At 67.8% G+C, this 15,005-nt stretch carries 13 protein-coding genes; 4 read left to right on the top strand and 9 right to left on the bottom strand.

Translation table 11 applies throughout. The features are described 5' to 3' along the window. Positions 1-48: 48 nt before the first annotated feature. Together ACIP5Y_RS08980 and ACIP5Y_RS08985 are read right to left on the bottom strand one after the other, a co-directional pair. Positions 49-2,631 carry an ATP-dependent Clp protease ATP-binding subunit gene (locus ACIP5Y_RS08980; RefSeq protein ID WP_400348909.1) on the bottom strand — a complete coding sequence of 861 codons (2,583 nt, stop codon included), beginning with the start codon at positions 2,629-2,631 and terminating at the stop codon, positions 49-51. 142 nt (positions 2,632-2,773) lie between these two features. Then, on the bottom strand, positions 2,774-3,004 hold the full coding sequence (locus tag ACIP5Y_RS08985) for a hypothetical protein (RefSeq protein WP_397011367.1): 231 nt from the start codon (positions 3,002-3,004) through the stop codon (positions 2,774-2,776). A 265-nt stretch (positions 3,005-3,269) separates the two neighbouring features. Here ACIP5Y_RS08985 and ACIP5Y_RS08990 point away from each other — a divergent pair, with 265 nt between their 5' ends. Further along, positions 3,270-6,932, top strand: coding sequence for a BTAD domain-containing putative transcriptional regulator (locus ACIP5Y_RS08990; RefSeq protein WP_400348911.1), 3,663 nt, complete (start codon positions 3,270-3,272; stop codon positions 6,930-6,932). A gap of 115 nt (positions 6,933-7,047) precedes the next feature. Here the strand turns inward: ACIP5Y_RS08990 and ACIP5Y_RS08995 are convergent, their stop codons facing one another. The 4 genes from ACIP5Y_RS08995 to ACIP5Y_RS09010 all read right to left on the bottom strand — a co-directional run bounded on the left by ACIP5Y_RS08995 (position 7,048) and on the right by ACIP5Y_RS09010 (position 10,627). Then, positions 7,048-7,392: an Lsr2 family protein gene (locus tag ACIP5Y_RS08995; protein WP_397011371.1), complete on the bottom strand. Its 345-nt coding sequence runs from the start codon at positions 7,390-7,392 to the stop codon at positions 7,048-7,050. A 135-nt stretch (positions 7,393-7,527) separates the two neighbouring features. Continuing rightward, the gene (locus ACIP5Y_RS09000) at positions 7,528-8,061 is read right to left on the bottom strand and encodes an Rv3235 family protein (RefSeq protein WP_400348913.1); all 534 of its coding nucleotides are present in this window, start codon (positions 8,059-8,061) and stop codon (positions 7,528-7,530) included. A gap of 72 nt (positions 8,062-8,133) precedes the next feature. Beyond that, positions 8,134-8,811 (bottom strand): hypothetical protein, encoded by a 678-nt coding sequence (locus tag ACIP5Y_RS09005; protein ID WP_400348915.1) that lies wholly within the window; start codon positions 8,809-8,811, stop codon positions 8,134-8,136. A gap of 322 nt (positions 8,812-9,133) precedes the next feature. Then, complete coding sequence (locus ACIP5Y_RS09010) at positions 9,134-10,627, bottom strand: flavin-containing monooxygenase (RefSeq protein ID WP_400348916.1); 1,494 nt, start codon at positions 10,625-10,627, stop codon at positions 9,134-9,136. A gap of 70 nt (positions 10,628-10,697) precedes the next feature. Here ACIP5Y_RS09010 and ACIP5Y_RS09015 point away from each other — a divergent pair, with 70 nt between their 5' ends. Further along, positions 10,698-11,714 carry an AraC family transcriptional regulator gene (locus ACIP5Y_RS09015; RefSeq protein ID WP_400348918.1) on the top strand — a complete coding sequence of 339 codons (1,017 nt, stop codon included), beginning with the start codon at positions 10,698-10,700 and terminating at the stop codon, positions 11,712-11,714. Positions 11,715-11,754: 40 nt separating this feature from the next. Next, positions 11,755-11,982, top strand: a complete 228-nt coding sequence (locus ACIP5Y_RS09020; RefSeq protein ID WP_400349194.1) for a hypothetical protein — start codon at positions 11,755-11,757, stop codon at positions 11,980-11,982. Here the strand turns inward: ACIP5Y_RS09020 and ACIP5Y_RS09025 are convergent. Further along, a complete protein-coding gene (locus ACIP5Y_RS09025; RefSeq protein WP_400348919.1) occupies positions 11,979-12,785 on the bottom strand; it encodes a nuclear transport factor 2 family protein in 807 nt (268 codons plus the stop codon). The genes ACIP5Y_RS09020 and ACIP5Y_RS09025 overlap by 4 nt on opposite strands. A 64-nt stretch (positions 12,786-12,849) precedes the next feature. Further along, on the bottom strand, positions 12,850-13,719 hold the full coding sequence (locus ACIP5Y_RS09030) for an LLM class F420-dependent oxidoreductase (RefSeq protein ID WP_400348921.1): 870 nt from the start codon (positions 13,717-13,719) through the stop codon (positions 12,850-12,852). 96 nt (positions 13,720-13,815) lie between these two features. Between ACIP5Y_RS09030 and ACIP5Y_RS09035 the strand changes: the two genes are divergently transcribed. After that, the gene (locus ACIP5Y_RS09035) at positions 13,816-14,361 is read left to right on the top strand and encodes a YdcF family protein (protein ID WP_400348923.1); all 546 of its coding nucleotides are present in this window, start codon (positions 13,816-13,818) and stop codon (positions 14,359-14,361) included. Between the two features lie 21 nt (positions 14,362-14,382). On the opposite strand, the gene ACIP5Y_RS09040 is transcribed toward ACIP5Y_RS09035, so the two are convergent. Next, complete coding sequence (locus tag ACIP5Y_RS09040) at positions 14,383-15,003, bottom strand: hypothetical protein (protein ID WP_400348925.1); 621 nt, start codon at positions 15,001-15,003, stop codon at positions 14,383-14,385. Positions 15,004-15,005: the final 2 nt, after the last annotated feature.

Genomic DNA, 15,005 nt, shown 5'->3' on the forward strand with positions numbered 1-15,005 from the left:
GGAAATCTCTGCCCCGCGATTGTGGTCGGCGGCCACTACGGCGGCCGGTCAGCCCTTGCTGCCGGCGGCCTTTCCGGTCGGCTTGCCCTTGCTTCCGGCGGGCTTGTGGCCGTTGCTCTTGGCGGACTCGGGCTTGGTCCTGCCGCTCTTGCCCGCGGTCATGATCGAGCTTTCGGTAGTTTTGCCGCCGCGCCGATGGATGGCTTCGATCAGCAGGCTGTCCGCGCCGGCATCGACGCGGACGGTGTCACCGGGCGCGAGCGCGCCCTCCAGGAGTTGTTTGGAGAGTTTGTTGTCGAGTTGGCGCTGGACGGTGCGACGCAGGGGCCGGGCGCCGAATTCGGGTTGGTAGCCGTTGTCGGCGAGCCAGTCCATGGCCTTGTCGGTGACGTCGAGCGCGATGTCCTGGGCGTGCAGGCGGCGGCGGGTGCCTTCCAGGACGAGGTCGACGATGGTGCGGAGCTGCGACTTGTCGAGGCGGTGGAAGATGATCTGCTCGTCTAGTCGATTGAGGAATTCGGGGCGGAAGTGGGTGCGGAGGCGCTCCTCCAGTTGCGGCGTGATCGAGTCCAGGTCACCGTCTTTCGCGGACAGGATGAGATCCGAGCCGATATTGCTGGTGAGGATGACGATGGTGTTCTTGAAATCGACCGTGCGGCCCTTGGAATCGGTGACGCGGCCGTCGTCCAGCAGTTGCAGCAGCACATTGAACACGTCCGGATGCGCCTTCTCGACCTCGTCGAAGAGGATCACCGAATACGGTTGCCGCCGAACCCGATCGGTGAGCTGGGCGGCATCGTCGTAGCCGACATAGCCGGGCGGGGCGCCGACCAGCCGGGACACCGTGTGCTTCTCCTGGAATTCGCTCATGTCGAAGCGGATCAGCCGATCCTCGTCGCCGAACACGGCCTGCGCCAGCGCCTTCGCGAGTTCGGTCTTGCCGACGCCGGTGGGGCCGAGGAACAGGAACGAGCCGATGGGCCGGTTCGGGTCCTTCAGTCCGGCGCGGGCGCGGCGCACGGCCTCGGAGACGGCGATGATGGCCTCGTCCTGGCCGACGACCCGTTGATGCAGGTGTTCCTCGAGTTTCAGCAGTTTCTGCTTCTCCTCGATGGTGAGGTCGGCCACCGGAATACCGGTCTGACGCGAGATCACTTCGGCGATATCGGTGACGGCGACGGTGGGGATTTCGGTGCGGTCGTGTTCGTATTCGGTCTTCTGCTCGGTCTTGGCGATCTGGGCCTTGAGCTTGTTGGCCTTCTCGTAGTCTTCTCCGGCGACCGCGGCGTCCTTCTCGCGATGCAGCCGGGCGAGTTCCTCGCTGAGTTCCCGGACCTTCGGATCCGGTGTGCGCGTACGCAATCGGACGCGGGCGCCGGACTGGTCGATGAGGTCGATGGCCTTGTCCGGCATGAATCGATCGGTGAGGTAACGGTCGGATAGTTCGGCGGCGGCAATGAGCGCGTCGTCCTCGTAGCGCACCTGATGGTGTTCCTCGTACACGTCGACGAGGCCGCGCAGGATTTCGATGGTGTCGGACACCGAGGGTTCGGCCACCAGCACCGGCTGGAAGCGGCGTTCCAGGGCCGCGTCCTTCTCGATGTATTTGCGGTATTCGTCGATGGTGGTGGCGCCGATGCAGTGCAGTTCACCGCGGGCCAGCGCGGGCTTGAGCAGATTGCCCGCGTCCATGGAGCCCTCGCCGCCGCTGCCCGCGCCCACGATGGTGTGCAGTTCGTCGATGAAGACCACCAATTCGTCGGAGTGCGCGCGTACCTCGTCGAGGATCTTGGTGAGTCGTTCCTCGAATTCGCCGCGGTATTTGCTGCCCGCCACCAATGAGCCGACATCCAGTGCGACCACGCGTCTGCCGTCCAGGGTGGCGGGCACGTCACCGTTCACTATGCGCTGGGCCAGGCCCTCGACGATGGCGGTCTTGCCCACGCCGGGATCGCCGATGAGCACCGGATTGTTCTTGCGGCGGCGGGACAGGATCTCGACGGTCTGCTCGATTTCCTTGGCGCGGCCCACGACGGGATCGACCTTGCCGGCGCGCGCCTCCGCGGTGAGGTCACGGCCGTATTCGTCCAGGGTCGGAGTCTCGCTGGGCTCCTTGGGACCGTTGGTGGTCGGAATCTTCGCACCCGAGAGGGCCTGGGCGGCAGGACTTTCCGGGATGGCGGCGATGCCGAGCAGAATGTGCTCCGGGCCGATATAACTGCTGCCGGCCTCCGCGGCGCTGCGCTGCGCATTGCGGAGGGCGGACTTGGCGGCCGGGCTGAGCGCGAGGGCGTGATCACCGCCGTGCGCGCCGACGCCGCTGCCGGCGGCGGTGCGCATCTGTTCGCGCAATTCCTTCGGGTCCCGGCCGATTTCGGCGATGATGCTCCGGGACGGTTCGATATCGGCGGCCGCGTAGAGCAGGTGCTCCGGTGTGATTTCGGTATTGCCCCATTCGTGGGCGGCGGCCCGGGCGCCGTCCACCACCTGTTTGGCGCTCTCGCTCAGCAGGCGGCTCAGGTCGGTGCGCTGAACCGGCGGCTGCAGAGACATTCCATTGCCGAAGAATCGCTGGAAAATGTCGTCGAACGAATCGAAGGAGCCTCTCGAACCTGGCCAACCCTGAGTCATGTGCACCTCGCGGCATCGGGTGGCGCGACGACAACTCGGGAAACCTATGGAGCCTGCCGACGCGTCAACGAACGGATGGCTGAACCGTCCTCCACACTAATCGCCGCGTATCGGATCACAACCCGCCTTGGTGAGATCGTTTTCAGCGTCCAGCGCCGACCATCGGGGTGAACGGTGCGTAGTCGCGGACGTGCCCGTCCGTCCAGTCCCACAGGGACATCGGGTCGACCTCGACGCCGCGCTGCAATACCAGCCGCCAGCCGTCTTCCTGCTTCTCCCAGATGTCGCCGTCGCGGTCGACGTAGTACCCAGCCCGTTCGGGTTCGACTCCGGGCTCTCCGAATCCACGTGATAAATGCGGTTGCTGGTGCATGACGACCAACCCCTTCCTTCAGGTTGCTTCCAACCGAAAGTATCCGACGCGTCTCTTCCGGTTCACTTCCGGTCCAGTTGTGCGACCCCCGCTTACTGTTAGCATCACGAATGAAATTCCGTACCACACGGTTTGATTGGCCTCTTTACGCCTTCATAACGCTTTAACAACAATTCAGCAACCTTTTGGCGTCTTCGACTTTTTGCGGGATAGTGGCCTTCTTCTAGCAAACGTCCAGTTTGCCGTGGGGCCGAGGAGGGCGCTGATGACCGGAGCGGAGCTCAGAGTGTTGGGGCCCCTCCAGCTGTCCGTCGCAGGCCGCGAAATACCCCTCGGCACCCCCATGCAACGCAATGTCCTGGGCCGCCTCGTAGTCGCTCACGGCCAGGTCGTCACCACCGAACGACTCATCGACGATCTGTGGTCCGGGCAACCGCCGCCCAAGGCCGCCTCGGTGCTCCAGGTACACATCCACACCTTGCGGCGACTCTTCGAACCCGATCGGCCACGGCGGGCGCCGTCCCGGTTCATTGTGTCCAAATCGTCCGGATACGCACTGAAGATCGCCGAGAAGGCCGTCGACGCCTGGCATTTCGAAGAACAGTTGCGGAGCTATCAGGAACTTCTTGGCAACCCCGAAACCCGGCCCGATCCGCTCGCCCGCAATGCCCTACTGGAGGCCGCACTCACCCAATGGCGCGGGCCCGCACTGGAAGCCTTCGCCGAAGCCGACTGGGCCGCACCCGAAGCCGACCGGCTCACCGACCTGTATCTGACCGCCGTCGAACTCAATGCGCAGACCGAACTCGAACTCGGGCGGCCCGGCGAAGTGGTGCTGGAACTGAGGCAGCTGGTCGAGGACCATCCGGGGCGCGAGGGCATCGTCCGGTTGCTGGCCCTCGCGCAATATCGGCTCGGCCAGCAACTGGAAGCGCTCACCACGATTCGACGATCCCGTGAATTCCTCGGTGCCGAATTCGGCGTCGATCCCGGTCCCGCGCTGCGCAATCTGGAAGTCGCGATACTCAACCACTCCGCCGACCTCACCCTGGCGGGCGGGCAATCCCGCATTCCGATCGAGCTCATCACCGCCACCCACGCGACCTCCGACAGATCCCAGGCGAACGCCGAAAAGGCCAGTGGCACCGGGTATTCCAGCCAGCTCGCGGAGCTCCTCGATATCGCCGAGACCGCCCGCCGCGGCCGGCTGCGACTGGCCTGGATCACCGGGCCGCCCGGCATCGGCAAGACCACCCTGACCGAAGCCACCCTCACCACCCTGGCCACCGCGGGCTGGACGACCGCCACCGGCAGTTGCTCCGAGATCGACGGCGCACCGACCGCCTGGGCCTGGTCCGAACTGCTCGCCGCCCTCGACGACACCGACCTCACCGCCGTCCCCACCGGGGACGACGCCTTCGCCATCTCCCGCACCGTGACCGAGAAGTGCAGGCGGGCAGCGGCTTCCGGCCCCGTGGCGCTACTGCTCGAGGATGTGCACCGCGCCGACACCGCCACCCTGCAGGTGCTGCGGCAGGTGGCGAACTGGCTGCGGGACGAACCGGTACTCATCTTGATCACCGTGCGGCGGTGCGAAGGCGGCCCGGCAGTCGCCGATACGGCGGCCGCGCTGGCGCGGCACACCGCGGCATGGGTGGAGCTCAGCGGACTGGACACGGTGGCGACCCGGCAGGCCGCGATGGCGGCCGGCCTGAGCACCATCAGCGACGAACTGCTGGCCCAGCTGCACACTCGCACGGGCGGAAATCCCTTGTTCGTAAGGGAATTGGCGAAACTCGTGGCGGCCCGCGGCGGCAGCCGGGCGGCCTTGCCGCTGGAAGAGGTGCCGGATTCCATTCGCGAGCTCGTCGACAATCGGATCGCGCAGCTGCCGACCGGGGTGACCGAGGTGCTGCGGCACGCGTCGATCTGGGGAGCCGAGGTCGAGCTGGGGATCCTCAGCCTCGCCTCCGGGATCACCGCGGACGCGCTCATCGACCTGATCGCCGCGGCCGAGGCCGCCGGGCTGGTGACGACCGGCAGCACCGGCCGCATCCGCTTCCAGCACGAACTGCTGCGGGACGCCGTGTATCTCGGCATTCCGGCGCTGCGCCGCGGGCGCATGCACTGGACCGCGCTGGAACTACTGGAACAGCACGCCGACGCGCATCCCGCCGTCGCCCGCGACCCGGATGTGCTGGCCTGGCACGCGATTCGCGGAGCTGGACCCGAAACCGCCCGGCGCGCACTCGGATACGTGCGGGCCGCCGCCGAACGGCGCCTGGCCCGGCAGCTCCGCAGCGCCACCGTCCGCCTGCTGCACGCCGCCGTCGACCTGCACGAACTGGCCGGCGACGGCGCCGAGCACGCGGATCGCGCCGACCGCCTGGCCTTCTTCGAAGTGCGCTGCCTGCTGGTGACCGCTCTCGCCTACGACAACCGCCACCGCGAGGCCCGCGCCCAGCGCCGCCTCGCCCTCGACCTGGCCGACCGCCTGGACGACGACGACCTCCGCACCCGCGCCCTCACCTGCTGGCGCGCCCCCGTCATCTGGGCCATCCGCGAATGGCGCAACCCCGACCACCGCATCCGCCGCGCCCTCGCCCAGGCCCTCACCCGCCACGGCGCCCCCGACTGGACCATCCCCCTCCTCCTCGCCGACCCCGGCGCCCCGGAGGCCCCCACTCACAGCCTGCGCGCCACCCGGCAAGCCATACGCGCCGCGGCCCCGAGCCTCGCCGCAGCGGAACGCATTTCGATCCCCGCCCACGACGCGGTACGGCCCTACGACCCGACCACACCCCGCGATTCGATTACAGCGCACGACGCGACAGCAGTCCGCAACTCAGTAGCGCCACGCGACTCAGCGACATCATGCGACTCAGTAGCGGTGCGCGACTCGGTGGCGGCACGGGATGGCGTCCGGGCGGTCGCGAGGGCCGGTGGCGGAAGGGCTGATGCGGCGCAGCTGGTGCGGTTGCTGGTGGCGGCCACGTTCGAGACCGGGCTGGTGGAATCGGGGGCGGGGCATCGGCTGGCGCGGCTGGCGTTGGAGCTGGCCCGGGAGGTGGGGGATGCGGAGTTGCTGTGTGCGGCGATCGATGCGATGGCGTATCTGCAGCATCAGTACGGGGCCGAGTTCGCCGAGCTGACCGTGGAATTGGAGCGGACGGCGGCGCGAGCGGGGCTGGCGGAGTATCAGGCGCTGGCGCATTATCTGGCGTATCGGGCGGCGGTGGCGGAGGCCGATCTGCGGGAGGCGGGGCGGCGGGTCGCGCTCGCCGTGGAGTACGCCGACGAGGGGCAGTTGCAGCAGTTGCTGGACATGGTGAGTTGTTTCGCCGCCACCATGGAACTGCTCCGGGGCGACGTGGCGGTGGCGGCGCGACTGTACGAGCAGTTCGCCGCCCGCGTCACCGCGGCAGGCAACCCGAATCAGGCCGATTCCGAGCTGTTCTGCGCTGCCGCCGTCGCGTGGTCGCGGGGTGATCTCTCGGTGCTGCTGGATCGACTCGCCGAGGGGTACGCCGCGCTGCCGGCCGCCTGGGCGCAGGCGTACACGCTGGCCCTGCTGCACGCCGGGGACCGGGAGCGCGCACGGAGTGTGTTCGAGAGCGCGGATCCGATTCGCACCGGGCTGTATCCGGTGCTGATGGCCGCACTGCGGGCCGTCGCCGCGGTCGAGCTGGGCGATACCGCGGAGATGCGGGTGCTGTACGACTATCTGGCGCCGCATACCGGCACGGTGATCGGCATCGAAACCGGCATTACCGAATTCGGCCCGATGGACACCGTCCTGGCCGCCCTCGCCGAGGCGCTGGGCGATGCGGCCGCCGCGACCGTGCATCACGAACGCGCGCGCCTGCTGCTGGAACGTGTCAGATCGGAACTCCCGGCCGCCCGCGACGCACTGTTGCGTGCCGCCTGACCCGCGGCAATTGCGGAGTCGCGAGTCATCACATGATTGGTGGATATGGGAAGAGCCGGTGGGTACCCACCGGCTCTTCCCAATTCTCACCGCCGTGGCGGGGAATATTCGCGCGCTATTTCTTGGTGCGCTGGTAGGCCTCCACGATCTCGGCCGGGATACGGCCGCGCGAGGAAACCTGGTGCCCCTGGCCGCGAGCCCACTCGCGGATCGCGGTGCTCTCCTCGCGGTCCACGGCCGGGCGGGTGCGACCGCCGGGCGTCACCTTCCGCTTGCTGGAGCGACCGACCTTGCGAGCCTTATCGGTCCACTTCTCCAGGGACTCGCGAAGCTTGCCGGCGTTCTTGTTCGACAGATCGATCTCGTACTCATTCCCGTCGATCGCGAAAAAGACGGTTTCGTCTGCCTTCGATTCGCCATCGTAGTCGTCAACCAGAGTTACGGTGACTTTCTTCGCCATGGACTGCCCTTCCACGTGTGAGGTGCCGCTATTCGCCGAAATGCTAATGCCGCGGGAACCAGGTTTCAAACCAGGCGCGATTAGAATTCGCTGAGATCAGACAATTCTGCTATTACCGCAGAGACCGGCCGGTCTTCAGCAAGCCCGGAATGCGGTCAACCGCCACCCGGAACGACCGCGGACAATGCGCGCGGCGAGCGCGAAATGGCGCGCGCCGCGATCGTAGGCGGCACAGACTTCCGCCGACGCCGCACCGCTCATCATCACATCGACCCTGGTGAGCGTCGCGGCGCCGAGCCCCCTCCCGGGCGCGCCGGTCGCGGCAACGGTACGTACCGCGGCAATCACCGTCGGCTCGGCGAGCGGCCGCAGCTGCTGCGGGTTACGGCGGCCGTCCAGCGCTTCCAGCACCACTCGCAGTGCCGCGGTTGCGAATTGCTGCGCGGCACTGTCGACTTCATCACACGGGCGGGTCTTCGCAGCGTGCGAAGCATGCATAACCCGTTGCAGGCCAGCACTTCCGGCCCTTGCCGGGGAAGATATACGGAGCGCCCGATTTCGGCAGCGCGGCGATTCCGGCGCCGCGGGGGCGGGCCGGTGGCAGGTTTCGCGGGACGGTTCCAGCTCCGGCGCGGGCAGCAGGAAGCCACCGCCGAATGTCGTATTCACGGGCGCCAGCATGGCCGATGCGCACCGGGCCGAGGACTCGAATCGAAACCTCGCACCGGCTTCGCCGCGTGATTACCGCAGCAGCGCGAGCCGCCCGGCGAAATCGGTCGGCAGATAGACCAGCGCGCTCCGCGTCCACGGCTGCCCCGATTGCGGATCGTATTGATCCGGCATCGGCACCCCGGCGGGTGCGAAGGCGTCGAACCCGTGCTTGGCGGTCGTCCGGGTGGCACGCCACTGATGATCGTGGAAAGCCACCACGGCCGCATGGTCGGTGGCAACCGAATCCCCGCGCAGCTCGGCCACCTTGGCGGCCACACCGTCGGTCGAGAGATAGATCAGCGTGCCATCCGCCGCACGATCCGGATCGATGGAGATCACATCGGTCAGCCCGTACCGCGACCGCAGCACCTCCGCGATCTCGGTCTGCGCGTAGACAGGAACGTCCCGATTCCCCCGCGCGGCCACCACGGCCGCCGCGAGCTCCTCGTTCACCGGTCCCGGCTCCCCGATCGTGCGCGCCGAATCCACGCCCGCCGGAATGCGATTCCCGAAACTGTAGGCAACGATGAGCGTCGCGGAATCGGCCGGCGCGGCCGGGACGGTCCACAGATCGAGCGGCGCTTGCCCGGCCACGGCGGCGGCCGGGTCGGCGCCCGCCGCACCGGCCGCGTACAGCGCTCCGAAGGTGACCAACGATCCCGCTGCCGCGATGGCCACCGCCACCGCCGTCCTGCGCCTCGAACTCATATGGCCGACTCTATCCAGCGGCGGCGATTGCGGCGCGGTGCGGCCACGGCCATCGAGGCGGCCCGCCTCCTCCAGGACCTGCCCGCCACCCCCGGGCCGACCGCTCCGGCAGCACTGCCCGCCGCTTCCCAGGTTGGCCGATCCGGCAGCACTGCCCGCCGCTTCCCGAGTTGGCCGATCCGGCAGTGTTGCCAGCTGTTTCCCGGGTTGGCCGCTCATTCCCAGGGCCGCCCGGCGCTTCCCGATGCAGCCTTGTTCACGGGGCCGGAACCCTGACACTGCGCGATCCGTGAGACCGCCGGCACCCTGAGACTCGGGAATCTCACACTCGCTGCAGGGTCTTCGCCGAGGCCACCGGGCGCAGGGTTTTACCCAGATCGGTGCGCAGCGTGATGGCGGAATCCAGTAGGTAGTTCTGGCGGACTCGCCATGGGTGGCGGTCGCCTTGGCGGGGGAAGTCGCCGATCGAGCGCTGGATGTAGCCGGAGGCCAGATCCAGTAGCGGCCGCTCGGACAGCGCGCCCTGCGGCGAGGGGACCACAGCGGCGTAGCCGTTGCGGTCCATGTAGGCGAGGACCTTGCAGACCAGTCGGGAGGTCAGGTCGGCGCGGAGGGTCCAGGAGGCGTTGGTGTAGCCGACGCAGACCGCGAAATTGGGTACGCCGGTGAGCATGGTGCCCTGCCAGACGAACTGCTCGGACAGGTCCACCGGCGCACCGTCCACGGTGAGGCCGATACCGCCGAAGGCCAGCAGCTGCAGCCCGGTGGCGGTGATGACGATGTCCGCCTCCAGCACCCGGCCCGACCGCAGCCGGATGCCCTCGGGCACAAAGGTTTCGATGTGGTCGGTGACGACCTCGGCCTTGCCCTTGCGCATGGCCTTGAAGAAGTCGGCGTCCGGCACCGCGCAGAGCCGCTGATCCCACGGGTTGTAGGACGGCGTGAAGTGCTCGGCAACCAGCTTCTCGTCCTTCAGGATTCGAGTGGTGAGGCCGGTGAGCAGCTTGCGGGCGGCCTCGGGCCGGCGCCGGCAGTACTGGTAGAAGCCCACATTGAACAGGATGTTCTTGGTGCGGATGACCCGGTGCGCCAGCTTCGGCGGCAGCAGTTCGCGGATCTTGTCGGCCTGCTTGTCGCGGCCGGGCACGGCGGAGATCCAGGTGGGGGTGCGCTGCAGCATGGTGACCAGCTCGGCCTGCTCGGCCATGGCGGGGACCAGGGTGACCGCGGTGGCGCCGGAGCCGATGACGACCACCTTCTTGCCGGCGTAATCCAGGTCCTCCGGCCAGAATTGGGGGTGCACGACGGTGCCGGCGAAGTCCGCGAGGCCGGGGAAGTCGGGCTGGTGGCCGTGCTCGTAGTTGTAGTAGCCGGAGCAGGAGTAGAGGAAGCCGCAGGTGAGGGTGCGGGTCCCGGTGCCCTCGGGGGTGGCCGCGGACAGGGTGAGCGTCCAGCGGGCGGCGCCGCTGTCCCATTCGGCGGCAAGCACTTTGGTGCCGAACCGGATGTGGCGGTCGATGCCGTTCTCGGTGGCGGTCTCGCCGATGTAGCGCAGGATGGACGGCCCGTCGGCAATGGATTTGGCGTCGCGCCACGGCTTGAAGGGGTAGCCGAGGGTGAACATGTCGCTGTCCGAGCGGATGCCGGGATACCGGAAGAGGTCCCAGGTGCCGCCGAGGGAGTCGCGCGCCTCGAGGATGGCGTAGCTGCGGCCGGGGTGTTCGCTCTGTAGTCGGTAGGCGGCGCCGATGCCGGAAAGTCCGGCGCCGACGATCACGACGTCCAGGTGCTCGGGAAGTTCGGTCACAGCACTCATGCCTTCCAGTCTGTTGCGGGCGTCACCCGGTTTCTTGACTCTGCACGACAAGTATTTGATGCTAGACGACATGTCGGTGATCAGATCCGCCGGGCTCCGGGGCTTCCGCAGCACCGTGACCGAACTCGGCGCCGATCCGGAGGAACTGGTCACGCTGTGCGGCCTGCCGATCGCCGCGCTCGACACCGACGATCTGCTGGTCTCCGATCAGGCCGTGGGCGCGGTGCTGGAGCTGGCCGCCGATCGGCTCGGCTGCCCGGATCTCGGCCTGCGCATCTCGCATCGGCAGGAGCTGGATATGCTCGGCTCGCTGGCGCTGGCCATCCGCAATTCCCCGACCCTCGCCGATGTGCTGGCGTGTACTTCGCGCTACCTGTTCGTGCACGCGCGCTCGCTGAGTCTCACCATGGAATCGGACCCGTACGGGGACCGCGGTGTGATCGCGCTGCGCTACGGCGTCACGACACCCGGTGTGCCGACACCGGTTCAGGGCACCGACCTCGGATTGGCGTTCGTACACCACACGATTCAGCGCCTGGCCGAGGACCGCTACGGTCTGCGCTCGGTGGAACTGCCGTACCGGCCGATCGCGCCGATCGCCGTCTACGAGGAATTCTTCGGCGCGCCAGTGCGAATCGAACGACCCGCGGCGCTGTTGCGGGTGCCCGGCAGCCTGGCCAATCGGGCGCTGTCCGGTGGTGACGAGAACCTGCACCGGCTGGCCATGGACTTCCTGGCCGGGCAGTCGGGCAGCGAGGCCGGCGCGCTCGCCCCGCGGGTCCGGATCGCGCTGCAGAAGCTGCTCGGCACCGCGCCACCCGAAATCGGCTCTGTCGCACAGTTGCTCGCCGTACACCCGCGCACCCTGCAGCGGCGGCTCACGGCCGAGGGCACCTCCTTCGCTACCCTGCTCGACGAGGTCCGCCGGGCCGCGGCGGTGCGCTATCTGACCACCACGGATATGCCGATGAGCCAGGTGGCCTCGCTGCTCGGCTTGTCGGAACAGTCGGTTTTCACTCGCTGCTGCCAGCGTTGGTGGGGCACAACCCCATCCGCCGTGCGCAAGGGCCGGGTCGGCGTCAGCTGATCTGTCGCAATCGTTTTGCGGTTCTCGCGGCGTGTCGATCATGGCAAGCCACCTGCCCTGCGACCAGTATGTGGTGATGATCGCCGAATGCCCGTCCTGCGCTTGGCCCTCCCCCACCGCCGTCTCATCACACCGTTCCGTGCAATACCTGCGATGCGTCTGCGGGCAATGGCTGATCAGCGTGCACGGGAAGGTGGTCGGCGCGGCCGGCGGCAGCTCCTTCAGCAGCAAGGATCCACTGGCCGCGATCGTGGGAGCCCGGGACTAGCTCGGCGACACGAAGATTCGCACCGACTCGATCCGGTGCCCGCGCTCGGTGAAATCGACCTCCGCGATGCCCCGGCCCTGCCGGGTCTCCACCGTGGCCGTCACCGTGCGGCCGGCCGCGATCGGCTTGCTCCAGCGCAGCCCCTTCACCCGCGTACTGAAATCCTCCAGCGAGAAGGCCCCGTCCCCCACCCACTCCAGGCGCGGCACCGGCACCAGCACCGCCCGCGCACCGGCGGCGTCGCCGCGGCCCAGCGCGTCCAGCAGCCCGCCCGCCGCATGCCGGCCCTTCGCACCGACACCGCGCAGGCCGCGCAGGAAACCCATTGCGCCGCCGACGCCTTGATTGCGCAGCAACTGCGGGCCCAGCTTCGCACCGGCCAGCAGACCTTGCACGCCGGAACCCAGCAATTGCGTGATCATGCCGGGTAACTCCCAATGCGCGCGCAGGGCACGGATTTTCAGCGCGTCCCCGGTCTCGGCCAGGTCGTAACGCAGATGCATCGGGACGTGCAGGGTGACGCCGGTGGACATGGTGGTGGCGATGGTCAGGTCCCGGAAGACCGTCATACCGGACACCACATCATTGGCGACATCGAAGACGATGCCATTGGGCGCGATGAACGTGTCGTAGAAGCGCTCGATGGCGGCGCGCCCGCGATGCGGACGCGAACCCACCGGGTCCTCGACGGTGCCGTCCTCGGCGAACAGCCCCACCCAGGCGGCGCGGTCGTGTGCCGCCACCGCCTCCGGTGAGGCCGCTACGGTCGCCAGCAGTTCGGCGGCAGTCGGATTCGCAGGCACGGGTCCTCCATATGGTGAAGCAAGCGCGCGCGATGTTACCCGGCTGCCCCGTCGGACGGACAGGTCAGATCGACGCCAGGCGGGGAGCCAGGCGTTCGGCCAACTGCTCGGTGTAGGCGGCCGGGTCGCCGTCGGGCATGAAATTCAGCAGCGTGATGCCGAGGTCACGGTAGTTCTCGGCGTCCCGGACGACCTGATCCGGATTGTCCAGCGGCGACTCCCCGATGTAGACGGCCGTCTTGCGGATGGCGTCGTAGTCGCGGCCCTCGGCGTCGCAATGCGCCCGCAGCACATCGAGTTTGCGGGAGACGTCCTCGGGACTGGAGGCGAACAGGTTGCAGGCGTCCGCATATCGGGCCACCAGCAGCAGCGTCTTCTTCTCACCGCCGCCGCCGATCAGGATCGGGGGCCGCGGCTTGCGCAACGGCGCGGGCACGCACAGGGTTTCGGCGAGCTGATAGTGGGTCCCCTTGTACGGGCCGTTGTCGGGACTCCACATCTGCAGGCAGATCTGCAGCGTCTCCTCCAAACGTTCGAAACGCTCGGACATCGACACCACGGGCACGCCCAGCGCCCGCTGCTCCCGCTCGTACCAGGACGCGCCGATACCCAGCTGCGCGCGGCCGCCGGACAGCACGTCCAGGGTGGTGACGATCTTGGCGAGCAGGCCCGGATACCGGTACATCACGCCGGTCACCAACAGCGACAGCCGCATTCGCTCGGTCACCGCCGCCACATAGCCGAGCGTCGTGTACCCCTCCAGCATCGGCTCGTCGGCGGTGCCGCGATGCTCCATCTGGAAGTAGTGGTCCATGGCGGTGAATTCCGCGAAACCCGCCTGCTCCGCGATCCGCGCGGTCTGCGTCAGCGTGGACGCGATCCGCTCCGGTTCGGCGGGCGTCGAATAGGTCCAGTAGTGCAATCCGAGCTCCATGCCGGACTCCTCGTCTCTGTGTGACATGCCTTGCACAGCTACGCAACACAGTCTGCCTCGAGGGTCTTCTCAGGGCGGCTGGGTACCGTCTGAAGCGTGCCCGGATTCCGGCGGATAGCCGTGGTCGCCGCCGCACTGGCCGCGCTGATCGTCGCGATCGCGTGCGCCGGACTACCGGTATACGTGTATCCGCAAGTGGATCCGCTCCGGAAGGCCGACGCCATCGTGGTGCTGGGCGGCACGGCGTACGCACGCTTCGATGTGGGGCTGCGGCTGGCACAGGAGGGGTACGCCGGGGAACTGGTCATCTCCCGGTCCACCGGGGCCGACGACCCGAACATGGACCGGTACTGCGACGGGAAATTCGACTTCACCGTGTACTGCTTCGTGCCCGATCCGTGGAGCACGCGGGGCGAGGCCGAGGAGATCCAGCGGCTCACGAAAGCCCAAGGGTGGAAACACATCATCGTGGTGACGTATACGCCGCATGTCTCGCGGGCGCGCTACATCATCGAGAAGTGTTTCCACGGGCAGCTCACCATGGTGGCGAGCCCCAGCGACTCGGGTCCTAAGTTCTGGACGTGGATGTACATCCGCCAGTCGGCGGGTTATGTGCGGGCCTTTCTCCAGCCCGGCTGCTGAATTACCGCTTCGGCTGTGCGATTACTGTTTGGGCAGCGGCAGGTCGATGCCGCCGACGTCGGTGACCTTCCAATCGCTCTTCGGGTCGACGTTCACCGTGTAATACACGGTGGTCAGCACGCCGTCCGGGTTCTGCGCATTGGTGGAATTGACGTTGAGATAGACGTTCACCTTGTACACGCCGTTGTCGCGGCCGACGACCTGCGAACTCAGCAGGGTCGGGCTGGACGTCCACTTCAACGGGACCAGGATCTGCTGCAGCTTCGAACCGGTCGCATCGAACTTGCTCGCCAGGGCGGGCGTGGTGTTGTTCTTCAGGCGTGCGGTCCAGGCATTGAAGTCCGCGTAGTTCAGGTTGGCCGCGCCCATGGCGTAATCGGAGGCCACCTGCCCGGCATGCTTGTCGTCGGCGGCCTGATTGTCGCGGTCCTTCAGATCGCCGCGCGCGGATACCCACAGCGTGGTGGTCGTGATGATGCCGGCGATGAGCAGTACCGCCGCGGCCGCGAGGCCCAGCGTGGACAGCTTCAGCGACACGGTCTTCACCTGCGCCGCGGACGCTGGGGCCGGCGTTGTTTCCGTCTCGGAGGCAGCGGGTGCCTCCACGTCGGCCGCCCGCTTCGGATCGGTGTCCTGGGACATCC

Source organism: Nocardia sp. NPDC088792 (genome assembly GCF_044750615.1).
GTDB lineage: Bacteria > Actinomycetota > Actinomycetes > Mycobacteriales > Mycobacteriaceae > Nocardia.